Genomic DNA, 21,459 nt, shown 5'->3' on the forward strand with positions numbered 1-21,459 from the left:
CACGACCCGCTTGCGTCGCCGAATCTGCGGTCCCCGCTCAACGCCGCGAATTCTCCATGGTTACTATGCAGGGCAAAAGCGTGAACGGCGGCGTTCGATGCACCCATGGCCACCTTTCACGCTGACTTAAAACCCACCGAACAATAGCGTGGCTTGTTTCGCCCTCCTGCTGGCGGAACCGGAGGACTGGCCGAAGATGGAGAAAAGCACCATTCTCAAATAGCAATCGCAATGGACAACTGCAATAGCGAAAGCACCCTATCCCAGAAACATCGGGTCAAGGCACTTGACGAAAATATTGAGATCGCGCGAGCAAGAACAATGCGTCGTAGCGGGCATTTATCGTTCGCGCATCTAACTCCGCGCGGTCACACGGAGATTGAAGTGCAATCGTGCCTGTCCACTTCAACGATCCTTTCCGCTTACATTCCTGCTAGTCGCAACAACTTGGATGGTGGGCACTGGAGCGCGTCGGCGATCCGGATAAGGTTGAGGATCGTGAGGTTCCGCTCCCCCCGTTCGATGCGCCCCATGTGGCTCCGATCGATCCCGGTCGCATAAGCCAGGTCTTCCTGCGACCAACCGTGGTCGAGCCGATACTGACGCAGTGCTGCGCCAATCGCCACCAGGTGGCCCGCATCGTCGGTTTTGCCGGAGACTCGTTGCATCCCCGGATGGTCGATGTATCATGCATTTTTGACCACGGCATTTACGACCCATTTGCAAAACAATAATACCTAAGCATCTATCCGACGATGAACTCGACGATAGACTCCGGGAAATTCTGCTGCCTAGAAGCGCTATTTAGGATGGCACATGACGGCGGCGAAAACGCATTGTTCCATGTTGGCTTACGCATCGTTCGTCGGTGCATGCGGGGAATTTGCAATTTGTCGTAACGCATTGCGCGCCCCGTCAATACGGACACTTCTCGCGCCGACACGCCGTTTCGAACGGACATTCACACAATCCATCGAATGCCGTACCGTGGCTGGCGAGCCGCATACGGCGCGCGGGCTCCATCTAGGAAGACGGAAAGCTCCTTCTAACGGATGCGCCCTCACATCTGGTCTTCGAGGCTGGTGGCACCAAGCATTCCGATGCGCTCCCAGTCCGCCAGACCTCGAGGCACTCTGATCGTGAATGCGCCGAACGCGGCGTTCCACTGCTTTCCCGGGCGCTGTCGAAGTTCATAAATGGCAAATCCGCCTTTTCCATCTTCGCCTCCGTAACCCGCAATCTTCGTCACGTCACCCGAAATGTCACTCTCGTTGAATGTGCACAGGAGGTAGGTGCTTTCTTCCACGGCATCGCCTAGCCAAAAGCGCAGTCCCTTCTGCAGCAGCCAATGTCCGCGAAACTGAGTACCGGAGGTTTCTCGATGAGCCCTGAGATAGTGGTAAAGCCAAAGCATCTCCAGCGTCGAGGGAAGACGTCCCATGCGCGCGGGCTTCGATTCGACCGGATTGGTCAGGTTTGGTCGTCTCAGCAGGCCTAGCTCCTTGGTCACTTCGCGCGCAATCGAAGAAAGAGGTTCCAGATAGACCGTCAGGTCATCCTCTTGCCGCACTGACGAAAGGAACCGCCATGTCACACCACGAACGAGATCGGTGAGGGTGACAACTTCGTCGTCTACGGTGGCTCTGTAGGAGTCCATGAACCACTGATCATTGATGCGTGTGGATGCTTCGTCGAGGCCACCGGACTGGACAACTGCGGTCAGTTGGGATTTCGATAGACGGGTTGGATAAGCGTCACGTTTGAGCAACGGTAGCAGGCGAGTTGCCGATACATCTCTGGAGAAGATACAGGCAACTGCCTCGTCGCGGCCTTCGGTGGCAGCGTTCCGGCCGATAAGCAGTTGCGTCATCAGGTCAGTCCATGCAACGGAAAAACATTCGCTCACGCCGTCGAGTGCTGCCGCAACAAACAGATACTCAAGAATAGAGCGGTGCGCGAACTTGTAGCATCCGCTTATATCGCGATTCAGCAATGAGCGTGACGTTAACTTCCAGCTTTCCGTGTTATTCCCAAACGCGTCGGCGATTGATGCCAATTCCTCGGGCGCGAGCCTGTCCATGCCTCCGGCCTGTTGCTGCAAATAAACTCTAATTGCAAGGCTCTTCGAGATGGCAAGCAACGTCGCCTGGTCTATCCAGTCACTTTCACGCTCCAGCCATTTATCAACCATGTAGGCATATAGGTCGAATATCTCAGTAACGGTCGCCCCGTCTTTAGCAAGGTCGGGCACTAACGCAAGCAACATAGGACGCACCGACAGTTCGGGTATCGACGCTATCAGTTCCTTGGCCCGAAGGCGAGCGCGCAGCGCCGACAACTTGAACCAAGGAAGATGAGATCGGATGTATTGATTGATCTGTCGCTCAGAGAACGGGGCGAGGTAGAGACGGCGCATCGCGTATTCTCGCCCCTCCCCCGCCTTTCTCGGACCTAGGCGCATAATCCCACTTCCAGAGGGGATCTCGTCGTCATGAAGAAAAAATTGCGATCTGCAAGTGACAATCACGTGCTGGAAGCTTCTAGCGTTTTCCATCAACTCGGCAAATCGCGCTTCCTTGTCCCGGATTGCGAGTGCGTCTTCATCAAACGCATCCAGGAACAGTGTGGTTTCGTGAGGCGTAGGAATTCCTGCAATGATTTCCAACGCATTGGCGCGCCCAAGTGGCACGATCGCGATCTTTCGTGATTTCCTGAACCTGGCGTAGAAATTAATGCAGAACGTAGTCTTGCCCATGCCAGAATCGGCGAGAAGTATCAGATGAAGGGGTTCGCGCCCGGCATCCGTTAGCTTCAGAATCGCGCCTAGCAGGTTGCTGAAGTACCGGCGGCTTACGTCATCGCGGAAGGCCCCTGATGCGTTGATATTAGGCCCCTCACTTGCCCACTGGAGATTATGCGCGGCGCCGACACGTTCACCGAGAGTCTGTTTTCCCTGCGAAAGCTGAACGACTTCGTCCCGAAGTCGCATCCGTTGCGATCGATCCGCGTGATGGCGAACGAAGCGCTGGCGAAGATGGATCGACTGTTTGCCGGGATGTACGAAGCGGACATAAAGGGCGGGCGGCCGAGCATTGCGCCAGAGAAGCTGCTGCGAGCCATGCTGATCCAGATCCTCTACAGCGTTCGCTCAGAGCGACAGCTGATGGAGCAGGTTCAATATAACCTGCTTTTTTCGCTGGTTCATCGGCCTGGCAATGGATGACGAGGTGTGGGTGCCCACGGTCTTCACCAAGAATCGCGAGCGATTGATCAAGCACGACGCGATCATCGAATTCTTCAACGAAGTGGTGGCCATCGCTGGGAAGAAGGATCTGCTCTCGGGCGAACACTTCAGCGTCGACGGCACGCTGATCCAGGCGTGGGCGGGGCACAAGAGCTTCGTTCGCAAGGACGGTGACGATCAGGACAACGACGGCGGCAGCGCGGACGACTTCAAAGGCAGCAAGCGCAGCAACGAGACGCATCAGTCCAGCACCGATCCTGATGCGCGGCTCTATCGCAAAGGCAAGACGGCCAGCGAATTGCGGTACATGGGCCATACACTGACCGATAACCGGCACGGCCTGGTGGTCAACGCGCGCGTGACACGCGCTGACGGGCATGCCGAGCGTGAAGCGGCCAAGATCATGATCAACGACGCGCGGCAAGCGGTAAAGGATGCGAGCGCAGAGATCACGCTGGGTGCGGACAAGGGTTACGACGCACAGGAATTCATCGAGGCCTGCCACGAGATGAAGGTCACACCGCACGTTGCGCAAAACAAGTCGGGGCGACGTTCGGCGGTGGCCGACACGATTGCCTCGAGCGTGGGCTACGCCATTTCTCAGCAAAAGCGCAAGCTGATCGAACAAGGCTTCGGCTGGGCGAAGACCGTAGGGCGCATGCGCCAGGCGATGGTGCGCGGGTTGAAGAAGGTGGATCAGATGTTCGTGTTGAACATGGCGACCTACAACCTCGTGCGCCTGCGGTCCTTGGCAGAGGTCCGTCCATCGTGAAAGTAAACGCGGAAAATGAGACCAGAAAATGGCCTCAAAACGCTTAAAAGAACATTGAATTCGCATTGAATTCGCACAATGTGAAAAATCTTGCGGCGAGAGCCGCGTAATTGGAGCGAGGCCGCTTCAGCTCGGGTGTATTTCAGCAGCCTGCTAGAAGCTGACCCTGCACTGGAACGTTGCGGAGATCGGCCTCATCAGAAGGATCGATCGAGCTGGCGTCTGGCCAGACGTAGCCGCTGATAGCGTCGCGAATCTCGTTTTTGCTGAAGGATACGACCTGTGTACGCTCCAGCATCTCTCTTGCGGCCTTCGTGGCCGTCATGCCAAGCACGGCCTTCCGCGTCCAGACAATCGCCTTTGTCACAGCTGTGGCCGACGCAATAGCACCCGTCAAAGCAGCAATCAGAAGCTTTACGTCGGGATCGCTGGCGATTTTCGCAAATTCTCGCCACAGATCGGTCCTCGTTATGTTTGAAATGTTCGAGAGGTCCAGCACTTGTTGTCCTCTTGGGCTTACGTATGCGCACTCTTAGCGCATCATCTAGACAGCGATAAGGGGGAAGCTAGGAAATGGCCAGCAACGGATCTCTAGCCTTCCTCAGCGAGGTGTACCCAATCAGGTAGATTTCTCTCCGGCATGTATCCGATGCCGCTCACAAGTAACCATCGAGAATCAAACTGCTCGGCTCAAACCATCGTAGAGCGTCGACAGTGGATCGGTGTCGACTTCGAAATCGACTGGATCGGCGTCTCTAGCAACGGTTCTTTTGTGAAGGAATCGGTAGTTGAGTGACTCGACTTCGACCACACGCTCGCTTCCTTCAACAATTGAGAAGCTGTCCGGAACAAAGCAAGCGACATTGACTCCTTTTGCCAGACTGCTTCGGAAAGCTACGCCCTCGAATCCACTGTTACGAAACGCGTCACAAAGAGTTTGAGTCAGCGCATAGAAGTCCTTTCTCTCCGGTTGAACCGGCAGGTTCAGCAAGGCGCTGAACGACAGAATGCGGCGTAGAAGTTCCAAACGGTCATCGCTAAGGAAGAGACGGATGTCGTATCGAGCGAAATCAGCAATAAGTATCGGTCGATCGTTGACGAATTGCGCTGTCGAGACGAGGTGTCCCGGATGCGGGCGTAACTCTGCTACAGCTGTTTCTTCGTCCGTCGCCAGATAAAGGATCGATTCCCGATGGCGATTTAATCGTCCTTCACTAGCGACCAACACTGGCGGTGCCGAAATTTCTGTCCCGGTGTATGGCTCGAAGAATCGATCGTCACGCCCCAAATCCCCACTCGTCGGCGTAAAGCGCTGCTTCACACCTATCCGTGCACGATGGAAAACGGTACCCGGATCGATGTGTGACGACACATACCCTTTACCGCATTCAGCAATTCCTTGATTCGCGTTTCAACCTCGAAATGATTCTTCTCGAATACCAAACGGAGAGCTTGAACCAGCTCGCTGTCCAATGCAGCGCTCAGGCCGTATAACGCATTTCCGTTCCAATACCCTCCGCCCAATTCAATATCCTTTGAGCTTTCGGGATACCAGTCCTCCCAAATGCTCAGGAGGTGCTGCTCGAAATCAAGCTCCGTCGTAGTTACAGGGTCCAGATCGAAGATGCGCTTACTGGCGTATAACAGGCTTTGCAGTTCATCACCGCCTAAATGGCCGTTATATTCCCACTCCGAAAAGTGCAGTCGTATCAAGGCACGGACGATACGTCGAATCGTCGGATCGTCCGCGGGCAATCGACGCCCCCTGACTTTCTGCAAACCTCGCACTCGTCGTGGCTTGCAACACCTCGAAAAATTAGCTCACGCTTCAGGTCGTTTTCAGCACAGCAGTGTTCGCATAGCGTTGAAACGGACGACTCGGGCATACGTAGACCTATTTACTAGTTGATTGTGCGCCGCCCGCCAGAAGTAGCTCTTAAATCACTCATCTGACCAGAGGCATTCCGATTTGAATGCTAAGCGCTGTCGCCACGAAGCGTCACTACGCGATCCACAAATACACAGATTGATGAACTGGGACGCTCAAAATGAAGCTGGACGAGGGCCCAGCGGCGGCACCTGCATTGGAACGTTGTGAAGTTCCCGAACCAGATCCCTGTACGCGTTTTGCGCGTCCGGCCCGTCGGTCAGGTCCACATATCTTCGTCCCTGCAGATCTGGCGGGACGAAAGCTTCGCCAGCAGAAGATCGACGCACAACGGGAATGAATTTATTCGTTCCAATGTCGCGCACGATATGGCTGCTTACGAGCATCTGTTCGTAGCCCACCCCTCCCTGTCGTTCGTATCCCCTACGCACATATTGCTCGGTCGCGATAACAAGCACGCGATCACTTTCGCGGACACCGCGGACCATAAATGAGCTCAGTTCCTCGCCAAGTCCAAGATGCCACTGATCAAGGACGATATCGATGCCATCGCGCCGCAGTGAAGTCGCCAGCTGCGCGACCCACGTACGATGCTCCGGCGAATCCCACGAATACGAGACGAAGACACGTGGAGGTCGCGCTTGCGGCGCAAGCGTCGCGGTGGATGTTATGCCTGCACGTGTAGAACGTGACCGAGATCGACATTCTTGACCGCCCAATGGGTGCGGTTAACCTCCCACTTTGACTCGATGTCCAGTGCGCCCCACAGGCCAGCGAAAATGTCTGGTGGTATTCCGGGTACGGCAGGATCGAGCGCAAACGTCAAGCCAAACTCTGACTGCCTACGCATCAGTCCGGTAATCCTGCCGACCCGGGCCGGTGCCTGAACATACTTCTCGTATGCAAATAGGGTGGGGAGTGATATCAGCGCATCGAGAGCACTCTCGTCCGAAATGCTGAAACGTTGCTTCACGCTATCGTGCGTGTATTCGAAGACCCGGTCGTAGCCCATCGTCCACGATGTACCGGTCCAAGCTTCGTCATTACCGGACATCAGCAGATTGTAGTATTGGTTTTGCATGGGCGCCTCTCATAGACATTCTACTTACAACCCTGAGCCGAGTTATGGTTGCTTCGTATCCGGGTGCGCGAACCTTGCGCGACCCACAGCCGGCATAAGCGAGGGCCGAGCAAAGCAGCGCGACAAACGCACGAAGCTGGAAATGGATTGCTAGTTCGATAGCGGCCAGTCTTGCGGGATAAGCTTGACCCCATTTCGCCAACGCTCGCGCACAGCCGCCTGAAACCGTGGATCATCGCTGAAGTCAGGATGATCCGTAATAATGATCTGGAAGCGGCCTTCCTCTTTTTCGATCACGTCGAATATCAACTTGTAAAGGGCTTTGACGGCCTTCCGGTCGGTATCGATTTTGGTAGGATCCAAATTTTCGCGCTGTTCGGCATCAGGAGAGAAATGCGCCTGCGAAAGCTGATCGAGCAGAAGAAATGAGGGAACGGGACGCTTTCGCTCCGCGAACCACTTGTGCAGGGCAAGATGCGCAACGATGTGGTAGCCAACGTGGTTCTCTCCGCTGCCAATTTCTCGCATCGGGATCGGCCGATTCGGTGTGTCTGCAACAATGGTCAGCGCCCTCGGGTCGAGGCGCAGCGGACTATCAGAGTATTCGAGGTCTACACGTTCAGCGTAGTCGGAAAGACTGCGATTGACGTTGGATAGACACGACTCCAGACGTTCCTGGATGGCGTCGGTACTGACGGCTTCGTAGAGCTCCAGTTCCAGCTCTCTGAGCTTTGCAAGCTTGTTGCGTTGCTCACTTACGTCGGGCATCTCCGGAATGTTTTCGACGTACAGGCTGATACGTCCAACAACTAGGGCCTGACGAGCCTCCGTGTCCGACGCGAGCTGTAGTCGCTTGCTTGATCGCTTGATGGAGCCGAGCAACTCGCGATTCGCCTCCAAATCGCGACGGTTTTCGATGAGTTTTTGTTCAATCTCAACAATTGCGGATTCAATGCGTGGCGTCGCCGAATCCATCGCGCCGCCGCGCTCTCCGATCGTGTCCTTTGCTGTACGCAGTTCACCGATTGACGGCGCGGCTGACGCTGCCGGAAGATCCTGCTGGCACAATGGACACGCATGATCCTGAGCTGAGGGTTCGAAAACGGAGATGGCGTCCAACCGGGCGACATGCTCAGCGGCTTCCTTGGCGAATCCGCGGGAGTTGCCTTCAAACGCGCGTGCCCTGTCTATTGCAGCCTGGATAGCACGTTGCGCCTGCGTTAACTCGGTACGTTTTTGTGTCAGTCGATTGAATTCGGCCTGATCATCACCATCCGCAACAGGTGGAGCAATCGGAGAGTTCTGTATCCGTCTTAGGACTTCCACTTTGTCGGCCCACGAAGCGTCATCCGCGAGGTCGGATAGCCCGACCGATTTAGCCTCTGCCAGCAGGGTGTCAGCACGACTCACGCCGTCGCCGACGATTGCGGACGCTTCGGCCAGCCGCTTTTCGAGTTGCCGGATTTCGGCGCGGACCTGCTTCAGCAATTGCTGGTTCCGAATGTATTCGTCTGTAACGGCGCCAAGAAAGTATGGCAACGTGTCCTTGATCGCCTGGGCCACGAAGCGATCGCTAGCACCGTGAAACAGGACGCCCTTCTGGCCAATCTCGTTTTGTGACTGGAAGCAAAACGTAAGCGCGTGATTGAAGGTCGCGGACAGCGGCGGACGTGAGTGTCCTGCCGGCGGCTCGTGCAGATAGTCCGTTATGCCCACCCAAGACGCTAGCATCGCCGCCAGTCCGGCGGAATTTGTGGTCTGCCGAAGTTCGGCGGCTTGCGGAATATCGAGCGATTGGCCAATCTTGATGAAAACTGCCTCGCTCGATTTGCCGTTAGCCGCCGGCAGCTTCCGCGCGATAAACGTCTGCCCGTGGGTTGTCTGCAATAAAAGACCAAACCATGCGGCGCCCCGCCGGATGATTCCCTCCGGAACATCGAGCGTGGATGAGCCGAAGCAATAGTCGATTACGCCGAGGATTGCAGATTTGCCCGTGCGCGAGTCGCCGGAGATGATGTTCACCTTTCCGGGCTCCAATGGCAAAACCCGGTGACGGCCGTCATGGCTATATGAGACGATCGCTCTTATCTGAATCATCGCTGAAGTCCCAAAAGCGCAAGCGTGGTACCGGATGTTCCGTTTTTCTGTAGCCAGCGGCCCACAAACTGGCCCCGGCGGGCGCAATCCTGCACATCAGGACTCGCGTGTTTCACATAGGTCGTCATTTTCTTTTTTGCGCTGCCAATCGGAGCCAGGTTCGGCCCGGCCGTCATAAGCGCCCCGTGATGAACGCCAAAAATGATTGCTTCCCTCACGTAGGGGCGCAATATCTCGACTCCTTTTGCGATCGTGGATCGCTCAAGCGGATTATCCTGAAGCCAGGCGATGAGAGAGGTTCTGATGGTGCCGGGCAGCTTCGAGCGCGTCTGGCCACGAAGCACGAGGCTTGCACCCACAAACGAAAGTTCCAGCGGCAAACCGCTTTCGCCCGATCCCGTGGAGAGCGCCTCCTCCCTGTATCCGAGCGCAATGTGCCACAAGACAACGGCACAGAATGCAGGATTCAGGAGATTGCGCTGCTCAATCGTTCGCTCATGCCATGATGTCATGACGTACTACCCTCGACGTGCAGGTCGAGAAGTGCTTCCAGACGCCCCGCAAAATCGGGATGCCAGCCAAGCCGTCGCTCGTCGGCAAGCATATGCAAAGACCCGCGGCATACCCACGGAACACTCACGCCTTTCTTGATAGGCACCAGTCCGTCTTCCGCCCACTTCAGAATTGCCCGGCCTGCCCGCATCATCTCTTCTTCGCCTGCGGTCTCTTGCAGTTCATCACAAACCTGGGAGCGGATAAGTTCCCACTCGCGAAGCAGCCGTGTTTCGTACTGCTTCAGATCAGTCTCAAAAAGCAGATCATGACGGGTCCAGAGGGATCTCTGACGGAATGCCTGCAAGTAACTGGTGATCGCATTGTGGATGCGGGACCTGCTGCCGCCAACCAGTTCGACCTGCTTGTAGAACGGGCGGTCAGCAAACTCTGGCAAGGAATCGAGCGCGACCATCAGCGCATCGATCTCGTGATCAATAGGTAATGAATCAGGCTTCAACGATTCCTGTATTTCAAGAATCTGTGCATCCATTTCGGCACGGCTAATGCCCTCATCTGCACTTACGAGTCCGTGGACCACGCGGCGCAGCCACCAGCCCTCAAGCATCTGGACAGCCATTTCATGGTGATGGAGCGAGACATGGTAAAGCTCTGACTGCAACTGGTCAGTGATTTCGTCCACGTTCGGCTGCGCTGGCACCACGAAGATGTTCTCGAGGAGCGCCCTTCTCGCGCTGTCCTCCAAGGCGAGATAGGCATTGAAGATGTCCGAAAGTTCTTCGTTCGTTGACGTAGCGGCGGCGTGCTTCAAGAGCTTCGCTGCAGTGTCCACGTTCCGCTTCGACTGGTTGCAGGACAGTGCCTCACATACCGTTCCTTCCGAGACGGTGGACGTCGTGATCAGGAAATGCGAGACGGCTACCGGGATCTCACCGGACGAAGAACCGACCAGCCAAACGCGTAAGGTCTTCCAGAGCTCGGCGCTTAGGTCACCAAGGCTCGCGGCGGTATTCAGAGCATGTTTCGTTTGCAACACCGCAACAGGATCACCGTCGACGTGAAAACTGACGTCATCGAGTACTTCAATTCTGACGACGAAGTCTGCTATCCGGCTTTTTCTGATTGCCCACACCAGCGCAAGCCGCACCTGATACAGATATCCGAGCATCGACGGCCCGGCGTTGAACGCACTGACGCTAGTCTGCTTCACGTTTGTTGGCTCCTGGAGTGCCCGCCAGTTACGCGCGATCACTCAACGCGTTGTGGATGCCCACTCCCCAGCAAGAGCGCAACAGACCTCGCGGAGGCCGTGACATAAAGCAGGGGTGGTGGTTCGCCGCCACTTGCATGTTGAGCACCGGCCGGCAAATCGGCGGGAGGTAATCACCCCAGTCTCGCATCTGGCATGCACCCGATTCCGCAACAACCCATCGGCCGTGCGGCTTGCATGCGACAGCGGAAAACTCTCGACTCGTGCGTCGGATTTTGTCGAAGCAGAGATAGGCGCTCTCACCCGCCATGTTGCCCCTCGGTTTCTTATGTTTTTGAAATAGCGGAGCGATTCTCTCACATTATGTTTATGTGTTACAGAGGGTCAGCCTGTTCGAGTTCGCGCACCGTCTCAGCGTGCCGCCGGTCATCTTCGGCATGCAGATAGATGCCAGTCGTCTGGATCGATGCATGACGCATGTTTTTCTGGATGAAGCGCAGGTCGGTACCGGCATCGGCCTGATGGGTCGCCGCGCTATGACGAAGCCAATGGGTCGAAGCGCGGCGCAGTGTCGTGGCACCTGCCGGATCGTCCGTCGCAAGCATATCGGCGGCCCGTCGGAACACTTCCTTGACGATCAGATAGACGGCTGCCGGGGTCAGGTGTTTGTGCGGATCGCCCACCACACTCATCACTGCGGCCGCCGTCTCGCTGCCCGACGGCGTCGGTGCGAGCCGATGAAAGACCCGGTACCGGGCAAGGTCAGCCATCAGCGCCGAGCTCACCGGCACCTCGCCTTCGCTGCCGCCCTTGCCGATCACGTGCAGCCACCACTTGCCCCGACGCTGGTAGAAATCGGCCATTTTCGCGTTCGCCGCTTCCGACACCCGCAGCCCCGTGTGGTACAGCAGGCGGATCAGCCAGCGGCTGCGCTCATGGTGTTGCTGATCACGCGCGGTGACCCGCGGCCACTGCTCGACGCTGGCCAGCACGTGATCCCAGAGCGCGTGATCCAGATACCGTTCGACCCGATGCGTGCGCCTCGCGGCCGCGCCCGTCCGGCGGCGCAGTGCGAGCGGATTGCCGGCCAGATAGCCGGCACTGACCAGATAGGACAGCAGGCCGGACACGATGCCGAGCGCCTGATGCCGGCTGCGCTCGGACAGCGGCCCGTCAATGAGCCGGCGGGTGCGGCCGCGTCGCGGCCGGGCCGGATCGACCCAGTCGCCCGCGGGCGCTGCGAGAAACTGCTCGTACACCAGGAAGTCCTCGCGCGTAAGGCTCGAGACCGGCTTGCCCAGCGCCTGGGTGGCCCACAGCAGCAGCCGCACCGCCTCCTTGCGATAGCTGCGCAGGGTGTGCGGCGAACCCGCATATTCGGCGAGCCACAGGCGCACGGCCTCCACGTCCGTGTCGGCCGCGATCTGCAGGTGACCGCCGCGTGCACGATTGTTGCCGTTGCGCCCGTCGAGGGCCGCAGGCAGCGCGATCGACAGCGCCGGTTCGGGCGATTGAGAGGCGATGGCGGGCAGATTCATGGTGTGACGCGTTTTGAATGGGGCTTTCGGCAGGGTACACGATAGAAACTTGTGATTATAGGCGTTATCACAAATTTTGTTCTGATATCGTTACGCATATAACGTAATACGATGATATACAATTGGGTTTCTACGAAGATTCGCCTTATGCGACCGGAGATCCGCCATGAGCCGCGTCAGTGATACCCGCCTTCGCACGCGTGAAACCGCTGCCCGCTTGGTCGCCTCTGGCCGCCCCTCACACGAAATCACTGTCGACCTCATCTATGCGGAAATTCGTCAGGGTAGCCGCACCACCATCAATGACGAACTGAAGCTGTGGAAGGACGAGCAGGCGCGCAACGACGCGCTCAGCGCAGCGCTGCCGCCTGCAGTTGCCGACGCCATGCTGTCGTTATGGGCGCTTGCAGTTGTGCAGGGCGAACAGGTCTTCGCGCGACGCAGCGAAGAAATCGAAATGGAAGCAGCGACCGCGACCACGCAGATCGCTTCGCTCGAGACTGCAAATGCAGCGCTTCAGGCTGAAATGCGGAGCCTGCGTGTTCAGGCCGACGAGCAGCACGCGAGACTCGCTGCCGTGTTGACCGACCTTGCGCAGGCGCAAAGCGGGCGGGACGCGGCACTGCGGCAGGCCGAAGCCGCCATTGCCGACCGCGACGCCGCGAGCGCGCGATCGGAGCAGGCGCTTCGCGAGACGCGACTGACCCATATCCGCGAACTCGAAACTTTACGGCTCGAACACATGGAGCATGAGGCTGCATTGCGTGCAGAGGTCATTCAGGCAACTTCCCGACTGGAGGCAGTCCAGAAACACGTCATGCTGCAGACAGAGGACGCACGAGAATCGCAACGAAGGGCCGAGTCCGTACTATCAGAGATACGCAAACGCAATGAGCGACTGGTCGGCGACGTCGAGCGGACGTCCGCGGATGCCGCCGAGCAGAGGCGCCTTGCCGAGCGGCACGAAAAGCTACTCGATCGTGTAACCGAAGAGGCGCATCAGCTACGCCTCGAACGCGATACGCTGGCTCAGCAGATGGCGTTACTACACGGGCAAATGAGGGCGAGCGGAAAGTCGTTGCCGTCCCGTCGAAACAGACCTCTTCGGTGACGCATCTCATTGTGCGAGAGGGGAGTATGCCGAGTCGCATAGTCCACTCTGGCCATGGATTACCACCTCGCGCGTAACGCCCTCCCGTAACCACTCCAGTGTTCGCGGCACAACAGGGCGGTTCGCGAGGTGGGACTTTCTCAACCCTGTCACGTACAACTCCTCGAGTATCAAGCCGACGTCGAATAAGTCAAGCTTCCAAGACACTGCCTCAGGTTGCACATAATAACAATTAGCAACGTTTTGGGGCCAGATCATCCGCTACTTTCCAACCGCAACCGGCTAGGCCATCTCCAAAAGGTTCATGGCTCCAAGACACCGTCGTGTCCGACTCCCGCGACGGCCCGAAGCAACGGCGGGTGACGGGCCACGGTCAAGCCCGTGTAGACATCGAGGTATCGCAGCGCCATCGTCCTGGATGTGAAGCGATTTTCGAACTGATCCCGCACGCTGCTACGCGAAAGACCATCGAGTTGCGCCACTGCGCGCACTGCTTCGGTTACATCGCCCACAATGTATCCGGTCACGCCGTGCTCAACCACTTCCGCTGTCGAACCGCGATTGAACGCGATAACGGGCGTGCCACACGCCATCGCCTCTATCATCGCCAGACCGAAGGGTTCGGGCCAGTCAATGGGAAACAGCAGCGCACGGGCGCCTGACAGGAACGCGGGTTTCTCGGCCTCATTTATCTCGCCGAGGAAGTCGACGTGAGGCTGCGCCAGCAGCGGCTCGATTACGCTGCGGAAATAGGCTTCGTCAGCCTTGTCCACTTTCGCGGCAATCTTGAGAAGCATACCGGCCCGGCCGGCAATTTCGATAGCCAGATCAGCGCGCTTTTCCGGACTGATCCGGCCCAAGAAGGCCAGATACGTTGGCTGCACGTGCGGCAGCGGCGTCAGCAGCGACGCTGGCACCCCGTGGGGGATCGTATCAAGCCAGTTTGCGCTGGGAAGCGGCGCCCGCTGCGACTCGGAGATTGACACTACCGGTGCCTCGGAAAATACATCGAACACTGGCCGCAGTTCCGGCAGATCGAGACGGCCGTGCAATGTGGTCAGGAACGGTGTACCAAGCTGCGAGAAGACCGGGAACGGCAAGTAGCTGAGATGGAAATGCAGTATGTCAAAGTCGGGAGCTTTGCGACGAACCTGTTCAAGCATCACGAGGTGCGGCGCAAGCGGATCGCAAACTGACGGATCGGAACGTAGCGACTGCGGCCACGCTACCTCGAGGTGTGCCCGGGTGCGCGAGTCGCCACTCGCGAACAACGTGACATCATGGCCGAGGTCGATCAGGGCTTCCGTCAAATACGAAACTACTCTTTCTGTTCCTCCATAAAGCGCAGGGGGTACTGCCTCGTCTAAAGGCGCGATCTGTGCGATACGCATTGGGCGACTCCATTGCAAACCGATATCGGCGAGCACGCGGGCGACCAAGGCAAACCTGACGCTGTTTTCTGTCATAACCCTGCGTAAGTCCGCGACGCCAGTGCCTTGGCGAACGTGCTCGAATCCAGCATGCGGCGTTCCCAAACCGTAAATGTTTCATGAGTGCGCTCGACGCGGCTATCGGTGCGCCACTGCTCGCCCCTCTTTCCAAACCGCATCCGTTGCAGGGCTTTGGCCTTGGCTCGGGGGGCTGGATTATTGTCACAACGGCACTCGCAGTTTTCGTTGGCCCGTACCCGCCGTCCAACTGGCTGCGTTGCCATGGCCTTCGCGAAACAGTCGCTCGTGTGCCCGCCGCGGATGCGTCGGTGCACATCACGGGCTTCGGTGCTTTTGGGTCAATTCTCCGTGGACATCAACAGATCTACGTTACCGACGCGATTGATTCAATGTCTGGAGCGTATAGGCAACCGTCGATGAAAGTGTGTGCCCGCCGCTCCGCATATGAAAATGCTTCTTCACGTGACAAGAAATCAAGCTGTTGCGGGAGGCTGGTGACTGCCGTTGCGGGCAAGCCTGACGAAAGAATCGACCAGGAGACGGAGTACCGAAGCTCCTTGCCATTGAGTGAAACAACGTTGTTCGCCATGACCCGGACGTCAATTGTGAATCCGCGATACGGCGCACAGGACTGGGTTTGCATAACTGCTCCTTTTCCAGGTGATCGCCGATATGCGAGAGATATAGAACGAAAGCGCACCCCGCATTCCTGCCGGTTCAATTCATAGACACGGCCAGTTCGCGGCGCATTGTTGCGCGCGCGTCGAACGTCTGCCAACAACCGCCCAGATAGGCTTTCGAACCCGAATTTCGCGAAAGAGGAGCGTGATGTGATGTTTGTAGCGCAACGGCTGCTCCCGGGGGCGCAGTGGGGAAAAAAAGAGGCCTGACATGCCGCATCACCCGGTTGCGTTGTATGACCCATTCAGCCCGACTTCAGCACGGTACGCATTGCCAGCGCCAAATCAGCCCGCATCCAGAGCGTACCGTCGGCAATGTTCGAGGTAGCCGACCTCGTGGCTACCCACGAGGTCGACAACGCTTTTCCACAGCCACGTGGGTGCTTCGATTGATTTTGATTTTGTACGTCGCAACTCGGAGATCCAGCGCTTGCGATCAGCGTGGCTCATTTGTCGTGCGTGCGCATGGCCCACCACGAGGGCCAGGTAACGCGCGACCTCCATGGCTTCTTTCGGTCCGATCTGCTCGATCTCCAGCTTCAGATCTTGTGGCAATAGCTCGCGCAGCACGACCGGTCGATCCTGGAGAGTCGCCGAACGCATACGTTCGCCGAGATGAGGCGACAGGTGGCGGGCGCCCTCAACGACTCGCTCCGCGTTGTCTCTGGGCATCACCGCGTCCGCGTAATGCGGAGCAGCTGCCTGCACACCTTCCTTGATATCTATCAGGCACAGGTCGTCACCCTCTATCGCACCACCATCCACATCGAGAAGAACCGCGTAGCGGAGTCGTCCGAGCGAACTGCAACCCTTGACCCAGTATGCGGCATCGAGCACCGTCACATCGCCCGTGTCTGGACGCCCGCGCAAACCCGTAGCGAGTTCTGCCAGAGTATGTATCTGAAAAAGCGATTCGATTTCGGCTCGCTCTTTCTGGCTGATTGGCCAGAAACGATTGCCGAAAGGTATCGTGGGCTGCATATCGTCCAGTCTCTCGCGCGCAAGATGCTTCCACGTGCGTCGCACGGCCTCACGCATCACTACACGCACCACCTCTGGTCTCTCGCCAGGCTCCTGCGAGGCCGTCTCTTTCGAGAACGGTTGCAAATACCCCTCGAAGAGCGCCTCGATCATGTTGATGGTGGTAATGCCAGGAAGTGCCGACCCTCGCGCGGCGGTCGCCAAAGACAATCCGAGGCGAACGAGATCATGCACGGGGTTACCGATGACGGTTTGATCGAGGTCGCGAATCTGAACTTCGATTTTCCCCTGAGAGTTCGCTATCGGGCCACGATTGCCTGTGTGGCGGTCACCACTGATCCAGATGGCAGGACCTTCAGGCAATCCCCGAATTTCCGCTTCCTTCAACCAGTCATAGAATTTGATCGTGTTGCCGCGCACGTAGGCGTGCGTAGAGCTGGCCATCTTCACATTGCGTCTGGCCGTCAATACGTCCTGCCGGCGCGCATGGCGTGGGACTTTCGGTTTCAGAGGCTTGCGCATTGCTTTACCACGATTCCGGAAAGTAGGGACATTCGCGCTCGCCGCGCATGTCGGGACAGGAGCGATGAACTTTCATGATTGCCGGAAAACGTGCGTCACGATTCAAAGCCAACCCGCTATCGAAAACAAGGCCGCGCTCAGCCAGACAACAACCTGATACGCCAGCATCCAATTTTTCATTCCGCCTCCCTAACCGACTACATCTGTCGCGCATCAATGAAATGGGCGCCAGCCCCTACTTTCAGGCTTCCGTACGTCGCAAATCGTCTACGGGATACTGCGCCCGGCAATCTGAGCCCAGATGGCTGCCGTGAGACGCTCGAAAGGTGCGGGCTTGCGAAAAAAAAGCGTCCAGCAACGTAGGACGCAGACGGGTTCGGGACCTGCGGACAGCATCACGATGGGCAGATCACGATGCGCAGGTTGCGCGCGCACCTGACGACAGAATTCAGCACCGTTCATGCCGGGCATTTCATAGTCTGTTACGACGAGCTCAATCGGTTCGCTCATCAGCATTTCCATCGCCCGCGATGCGTCGCCAGCAATGCTTACGTGATGACCGTCACTTTCGAGCGCCAGCTGCAGCGACGCCAGGTTTTCTGCATCATCGTCGACCAGAAGAAGGTTTGCCACGATTTCGGTCTGCATGTTATTTACCCCGGCCTCGCGGTCATGGACGACGTGGTCCGGACTTTATGGCTGCTACGACAACGCAGTCGATCTCGGTGCGCGCTGCCTCAGGTGTCTCACGCCAAGCGACTGCGAGTTCTTGCAATACGTGTATCAAACCGCAATCGTTGTGCCGCATCGCGGCGGCAGAAAGGCGTCGCTAGCGATTAGGCCTGACCGAAATATGTTGAGAAGTGAAAACGACGCCGACCATTCGATCAGGCTGAGACCTCCCGGTCCCCCCTTGTATTGAGACTGATCGAATCGAAGAAGCGAAGCATTTCGCGAGATGCATCAGGTCCGTTACCGTCGGTATAGCTTCCTCCACTATCGCCGCCGGACCATGCATGGTCGAGACCATGAATAATCCATTGTTCTCCTACGACCCCGCCCTCGTCGTCGTATGAAAGACTGCGCGTATGGCCATAGATCCCGTCCTCTGTCGCAACCGTCGAAATTTGACGGGACGCGCTTTGTGTTGAGACTGCGAAGGTGCAGTTCATGCGTATCAAATCGTCACAATTGCGGGGATGCACGACATTATCCTGATCTCCATGGAAGGCGATCAGAGGTCTATAGGCGCGTTGCTCCGATTCCTTCCGCAACAATTCAAACTGAAAATCGGTTGACCCGTGATTCATGACAGACATGGCGGAAAATGCGTCATTCGCAATCCCGTAGGGTAACCCCGAGTGGATCCCGGCGGCTGCGTAAAGATCGGGATAAGTGACGGCAAGATTGACTGCCATTGCGCCGCCGGCCGACATGCCGGCCACGTAAATGCGGGTGGAATCCGCGTTATACGTGGACATCACCTCGCGAGTGAGCTCGGCAATGAGCGCCGCTTCGCCCGACTCGCGAATCTGATCGCCCGGCCGAAACCAGTTCCAGCATCTCGCGGCATTGGCGCTTTGCGGTTGCTCCGGATAAACGACGATGTATCGCGCCGCTTCGGCGAGACCGTTCATCCTCGTCCCGGCGGCGAAATCGTCAGGATCCTGGTTGGCGCCGTGAAGCATGACGATCATCGGGAGAGGTTCGCGTCGGTACGATGTCGGAACATAAACTTTGTAGTTTCGCGATCCCATCTTTCCCCGAAACGTCTTCTGCAGCCATATGGACTCGGCCGGCACCCTCGTCAGCGATGGCATTGCCGCTGAATCTGCGCATTGCCCATCGCAGTGAGACGGCTCCGGATCCGCCGAAGCGTGCTCTGGCATCATTGCGCAAAAGAATTTTGTAGTCGCGTCCACGGGGCCTCGTACAAAAAGCGCGAGTGTAAAATCCTGCGCGAATAGAAACGGGTTGGAATTATTCATGATGTTCTTGTCGGTCAGCGGTCGCGAATCGCATGCTTGCAAAATAAACCCGCCTTCAGCGGGTCTTGTTTGCTTGCATCCAGATCCTGCACGGGAAAGATCTGTCGTTTAGCGCTTGTTGCCGGATTTATTGGGCTGGGGCAGCATCGCTTCGCCCCCGGCCATGAAGTCGCCCGTCGCCTTCGCTGTTTGCGAAACGGCATCCGATGAAGCGCTTTCTACTGCGTCTTTAACGGTGGTGCCTACCATGTCCTGCGCTGACTTTGCAATAGTGTTCTCCAGGGTTTCAGCCGTTCTTGTCGACGCCGCGTTCGCCTTTTCTATCGCCTCCATGAAAATCGCGTTGACCTGTCCACCACGACTTTCGTACTGGCGTTGGAGCTCGCGCGCGACTTCAGCGCCTGTCGACAGAATGATGGTGTGTAGATGGCGATTATAGGAAGCCGCTTTCCCGGGAAGCTGGGTCAGCATGCTTGATTGCCATTGCGGAAGATCGCCGACGTTTTCAGTGACATTGTCCTTCGGAAAATTGTTGCTCTCTTCAATGATTGTCCTGATTGTTTGAACGTTCAGTTCCGCGAGCTCCTGAAGTCCGTTCATGTATTTTCCGGTCAGATTGACGAATGACTGATAACTGGCTTTATTGAGTTCCGCAATCTGCTGCGGCGAATAAAAGAACATTTGATACTCCTTGTTGGGATAAAAGGATCGCTTGATAGGTGTCAGATGCGGGCGGAGCCGCATCGACGGTTACTTGCCCATTGCTTCTGCTGCCACCTTCTCTTCTGCCAGCAACGAAAGCGCCTCGTCCGTCGCCTTCTCTTCCTTCAACGTTTCAGCCAGCAGCTTCACCGCCTCTGCTTCTCCCAGCTGCTTGCCCAGTGCGATCAGCGAACCGTAGGAGGCGATTTCATAGTGCTCAACCTTTTGAGCGGCGGCGATAAGCGCGGTATCGAGGACAGGGCCTTTGTCGATCTCGTCTATTTGCTCCTGCCCTTCCTCGACAAGACCTTCCATCGCGACGCACTTGACGCGCTTGAGCTTGATTCCACTCGTCTCGACGATCTGATCGATCCGTTGAACCTGCCCCAGCGTCTCTTCGAGGTGTTTCTCAAATGCGGCCCTGAGATCCGGGCTGCTCGACGCGCGTGCCATCTTGGGCAGAGACTTCGTCATCTGTTTCTCGGCGCTATAGATATCCGATAGCGAATGGATAAACAGATCCTTCAGGGTCTTCGTAGGCATGACTGTTCCTTGAGTTGAATTTCGGAACTGCACTCAGGATGAGCGCAGCGTGCTCTTGATCTCAGCGTGAAATCAGGAGCGAAAGAGAACCGCTTAATCGGCAATCGTCAGTGGAACGTCGTCCACGGACATGCAGGATTCAAGATGTTTCGTATGTGGACCGGCGCTCATACGATCAATCGCATTGGTGATTTCATCAGCCAGCGCGTAATGGACCATATGCCCCGCTCCGGGCAGCACTGTCAGGTCGCTGTGTGGCAGATCTCGATGCAGCCGGACAGACTGCGCTTCGGGGGCGACGATTTTGTCGCCTTCGCCGGCAAAGATACTCACGGGCATTTTCAGTGCGGCGTAATGCGCGTGAAGATGTGCTGTGGACGGGATCATGAACGCGGCGTCTTCTGCCGCTGCCCTGATCTGTACGGGACGTAACAACATTTCACGGGGCACGACATCGAAAAACCTGTCGGGCATCGGCGCAGGCGCGAACATCGCCTCCACGCTGCGTCGTAGCATGACACGACCGGTTAGCGGCGAAACCGTGTAACGCAACGCGTCGCCCAACAGCGGAAGCGCTGCCGGTGCCGCCAACGCGACATCCATGCGGGCCGAAGGATAGTAATAGCCCGAAATCAACACGAGGCCCCTGACATCCGCCGGAGATCCCGTTGCAAGGCCGAGTGCGACCAGTGTGCCCCACGAGTGTCCCACCACGACCGATCGCGTCACATCGAGCTGCATGAGCGCTTGCTGTATGACGGCAGCCTGGGCTTGTGCGGTCCAGAGGCGATCTCGCGGACGCTCGCTGTGTCCGAATCCCGGGCGGTCGAATGCGATCACCCGGTGATGTTCGGCCAATCGGTCAATCAAGCCGCAGGCGATGAAATCCTGTAACTGGACGGTGTTCCCGTGCAGCAACACGACAGCTGGCCCGTTCCCTTTGTCGATAAGGTGGAGTCGAATACCGTCCACTTCGATAAAGCGGCCTACGGGTGGATTATCGCGCTCGGCTTTTCGTGCCCGATGCGAAACCCACAGCGCGGTGGCTGCACCTGCGACCGCCGTGGCTGCGACCGCTCCGAATGTGCCGCGAGATAAACCGGCTTTACTGAAAGAAGTGGGCATGACGTCTCGTGTA

General features: G+C 57.3%; 19 protein-coding genes and 1 pseudogene. 2 read left to right on the forward strand and 18 right to left on the reverse strand.

The window, feature by feature from the left end; genetic code table 11:
• Nucleotides 1–422: 422 nt before the first annotated feature.
• Complete coding sequence (locus FRZ40_RS18015) at nt 423–668, reverse strand: helix-turn-helix domain-containing protein (protein ID WP_147235044.1); 246 nt, start codon at nt 666–668, stop codon at nt 423–425.
• Nucleotides 669–1,060: 392 nt separating this feature from the next.
• Nucleotides 1,061–2,755, reverse strand: a complete 1,695-nt coding sequence (locus FRZ40_RS18020; protein WP_147235045.1) for an NACHT domain-containing protein — start codon at nt 2,753–2,755, stop codon at nt 1,061–1,063.
• 159 nt (nt 2,756–2,914) lie between these two features.
• Between FRZ40_RS18020 and FRZ40_RS18025 the strand changes: the two are divergent.
• Nucleotides 2,915–4,016 (forward strand): annotated as a pseudogene (locus FRZ40_RS18025) (IS5 family transposase).
• 142 nt (nt 4,017–4,158) lie between these two features.
• On the opposite strand, the gene FRZ40_RS18030 reads toward FRZ40_RS18025, so the two are convergent.
• The 9 genes from FRZ40_RS18030 to FRZ40_RS18070 form a co-directional block, all read right to left on the reverse strand.
• On the reverse strand, nt 4,159–4,515 hold the full coding sequence (locus FRZ40_RS18030) for a hypothetical protein (protein ID WP_147235046.1): 357 nt from the start codon (nt 4,513–4,515) through the stop codon (nt 4,159–4,161).
• Nucleotides 4,516–4,692: 177 nt separating this feature from the next.
• Nucleotides 4,693–5,337 carry an RES family NAD+ phosphorylase gene (locus FRZ40_RS18035; protein WP_158647018.1) on the reverse strand — a complete coding sequence of 215 codons (645 nt, stop codon included), beginning with the start codon at nt 5,335–5,337 and terminating at the stop codon, nt 4,693–4,695.
• A 2-nt stretch (nt 5,338–5,339) separates the two neighbouring features.
• Entirely contained in the window at nt 5,340–5,795 is a 456-nt protein-coding gene (locus FRZ40_RS18040) for a hypothetical protein (RefSeq protein ID WP_147235048.1), read from the reverse strand.
• Nucleotides 5,796–6,059: 264 nt separating this feature from the next.
• Nucleotides 6,060–6,623, reverse strand: coding sequence for a toll/interleukin-1 receptor domain-containing protein (locus FRZ40_RS46160; RefSeq protein ID WP_147235049.1), 564 nt, complete (start codon nt 6,621–6,623; stop codon nt 6,060–6,062).
• The gene (locus FRZ40_RS18050) at nt 6,572–6,985 is read right to left on the reverse strand and encodes a hypothetical protein (protein ID WP_147235050.1); all 414 of its coding nucleotides are present in this window, start codon (nt 6,983–6,985) and stop codon (nt 6,572–6,574) included. Before FRZ40_RS18050 ends, FRZ40_RS46160 begins: the two co-directional genes overlap by 52 nt.
• Before the next feature lie 150 nt (nt 6,986–7,135).
• The gene (locus FRZ40_RS18055; RefSeq protein ID WP_158647019.1) at nt 7,136–9,007 is read right to left on the reverse strand and encodes a DUF3732 domain-containing protein; all 1,872 of its coding nucleotides are present in this window, start codon (nt 9,005–9,007) and stop codon (nt 7,136–7,138) included.
• Nucleotides 9,008–9,078: 71 nt separating this feature from the next.
• Nucleotides 9,079–9,594, reverse strand: a complete 516-nt coding sequence (locus tag FRZ40_RS18060) for a three component ABC system middle component (RefSeq protein WP_147235054.1) — start codon at nt 9,592–9,594, stop codon at nt 9,079–9,081.
• Complete coding sequence (locus tag FRZ40_RS18065; RefSeq protein WP_147235056.1) at nt 9,591–10,805, reverse strand: ABC-three component system protein; 1,215 nt, start codon at nt 10,803–10,805, stop codon at nt 9,591–9,593. The genes FRZ40_RS18060 and FRZ40_RS18065 overlap by 4 nt, the downstream gene beginning before the upstream one ends.
• Before the next feature lie 374 nt (nt 10,806–11,179).
• Nucleotides 11,180–12,343, reverse strand: coding sequence for a tyrosine-type recombinase/integrase (locus tag FRZ40_RS18070; protein ID WP_147235058.1), 1,164 nt, complete (start codon nt 12,341–12,343; stop codon nt 11,180–11,182).
• A gap of 166 nt (nt 12,344–12,509) precedes the next feature.
• On the opposite strand from FRZ40_RS18070, the gene FRZ40_RS18075 reads away from it, so the two are divergent.
• On the forward strand, nt 12,510–13,454 hold the full coding sequence (locus FRZ40_RS18075; RefSeq protein WP_147235060.1) for a DNA-binding protein: 945 nt from the start codon (nt 12,510–12,512) through the stop codon (nt 13,452–13,454).
• 302 nt (nt 13,455–13,756) lie between these two features.
• Here the strand turns inward: FRZ40_RS18075 and FRZ40_RS18080 are convergent, their stop codons facing one another.
• From FRZ40_RS18080 to FRZ40_RS18115, 7 genes are all read right to left on the reverse strand, one after another.
• A complete protein-coding gene (locus tag FRZ40_RS18080) occupies nt 13,757–14,845 on the reverse strand; it encodes a glycosyltransferase family 4 protein (protein WP_147236727.1) in 1,089 nt (362 codons plus the stop codon).
• Nucleotides 14,846–15,870: 1,025 nt separating this feature from the next.
• The gene (locus FRZ40_RS18090) at nt 15,871–17,088 is read right to left on the reverse strand and encodes a DUF2252 family protein (protein WP_147235061.1); all 1,218 of its coding nucleotides are present in this window, start codon (nt 17,086–17,088) and stop codon (nt 15,871–15,873) included.
• 267 nt (nt 17,089–17,355) lie between these two features.
• Nucleotides 17,356–17,736 (reverse strand): response regulator, encoded by a 381-nt coding sequence (locus FRZ40_RS18095; protein ID WP_052426848.1) that lies wholly within the window; start codon nt 17,734–17,736, stop codon nt 17,356–17,358.
• A 239-nt stretch (nt 17,737–17,975) separates the two neighbouring features.
• Nucleotides 17,976–19,076, reverse strand: coding sequence for an extracellular catalytic domain type 1 short-chain-length polyhydroxyalkanoate depolymerase (locus tag FRZ40_RS18100; RefSeq protein WP_240057221.1), 1,101 nt, complete (start codon nt 19,074–19,076; stop codon nt 17,976–17,978).
• A gap of 108 nt (nt 19,077–19,184) precedes the next feature.
• On the reverse strand, nt 19,185–19,757 hold the full coding sequence (gene phaP, locus FRZ40_RS18105) for a TIGR01841 family phasin (RefSeq protein ID WP_147235062.1): 573 nt from the start codon (nt 19,755–19,757) through the stop codon (nt 19,185–19,187).
• 69 nt (nt 19,758–19,826) lie between these two features.
• Nucleotides 19,827–20,321 carry a YciE/YciF ferroxidase family protein gene (locus FRZ40_RS18110; RefSeq protein ID WP_007589686.1) on the reverse strand — a complete coding sequence of 165 codons (495 nt, stop codon included), beginning with the start codon at nt 20,319–20,321 and terminating at the stop codon, nt 19,827–19,829.
• A gap of 93 nt (nt 20,322–20,414) precedes the next feature.
• Nucleotides 20,415–21,446, reverse strand: a complete 1,032-nt coding sequence (locus tag FRZ40_RS18115) for an alpha/beta fold hydrolase (RefSeq protein ID WP_054927152.1) — start codon at nt 21,444–21,446, stop codon at nt 20,415–20,417.
• Nucleotides 21,447–21,459: the final 13 nt, after the last annotated feature.

It is taken from the genome of Paraburkholderia azotifigens (assembly GCF_007995085.1).
GTDB lineage: Bacteria > Pseudomonadota > Gammaproteobacteria > Burkholderiales > Burkholderiaceae > Paraburkholderia > Paraburkholderia azotifigens.

What these genes read in the sequence shown, in the direction of transcription:
- FRZ40_RS18070 (WP_147235058.1), bottom strand. Translation starts at nt 12,343, where the DNA reads ATGAATCTGCCCGCCATCGCCTCTCAATCGCCCGAACCGGCGCTGTCG.
- phaP (WP_147235062.1), bottom strand. Translation starts at nt 19,757, where the DNA reads ATGTTCTTTTATTCGCCGCAGCAGATTGCGGAACTCAATAAAGCCAGT.
- FRZ40_RS18060 (WP_147235054.1), bottom strand. Translation starts at nt 9,594, where the DNA reads ATGACATCATGGCATGAGCGAACGATTGAGCAGCGCAATCTCCTGAAT.
- FRZ40_RS18050 (WP_147235050.1), bottom strand. Translation starts at nt 6,985, where the DNA reads ATGCAAAACCAATACTACAATCTGCTGATGTCCGGTAATGACGAAGCT.
- FRZ40_RS18110 (WP_007589686.1), bottom strand. Translation starts at nt 20,321, where the DNA reads ATGCCTACGAAGACCCTGAAGGATCTGTTTATCCATTCGCTATCGGAT.
- FRZ40_RS18080 (WP_147236727.1), bottom strand. Translation starts at nt 14,845, where the DNA reads ATGCGTATCGCACAGATCGCGCCTTTAGACGAGGCAGTACCCCCTGCG.
- FRZ40_RS18075 (WP_147235060.1), top strand. Translation starts at nt 12,510, where the DNA reads ATGAGCCGCGTCAGTGATACCCGCCTTCGCACGCGTGAAACCGCTGCC.
- FRZ40_RS18100 (WP_240057221.1), bottom strand. Translation starts at nt 19,076, where the DNA reads ATGAATAATTCCAACCCGTTTCTATTCGCGCAGGATTTTACACTCGCG.
- FRZ40_RS18020 (WP_147235045.1), bottom strand. Translation starts at nt 2,755, where the DNA reads ATGGGCAAGACTACGTTCTGCATTAATTTCTACGCCAGGTTCAGGAAA.
- FRZ40_RS18015 (WP_147235044.1), bottom strand. Translation starts at nt 668, where the DNA reads ATGCAACGAGTCTCCGGCAAAACCGACGATGCGGGCCACCTGGTGGCG.
- FRZ40_RS18095 (WP_052426848.1), bottom strand. Translation starts at nt 17,736, where the DNA reads ATGCAGACCGAAATCGTGGCAAACCTTCTTCTGGTCGACGATGATGCA.
- FRZ40_RS18090 (WP_147235061.1), bottom strand. Translation starts at nt 17,088, where the DNA reads ATGCGCAAGCCTCTGAAACCGAAAGTCCCACGCCATGCGCGCCGGCAG.
- FRZ40_RS18115 (WP_054927152.1), bottom strand. Translation starts at nt 21,446, where the DNA reads ATGCCCACTTCTTTCAGTAAAGCCGGTTTATCTCGCGGCACATTCGGA.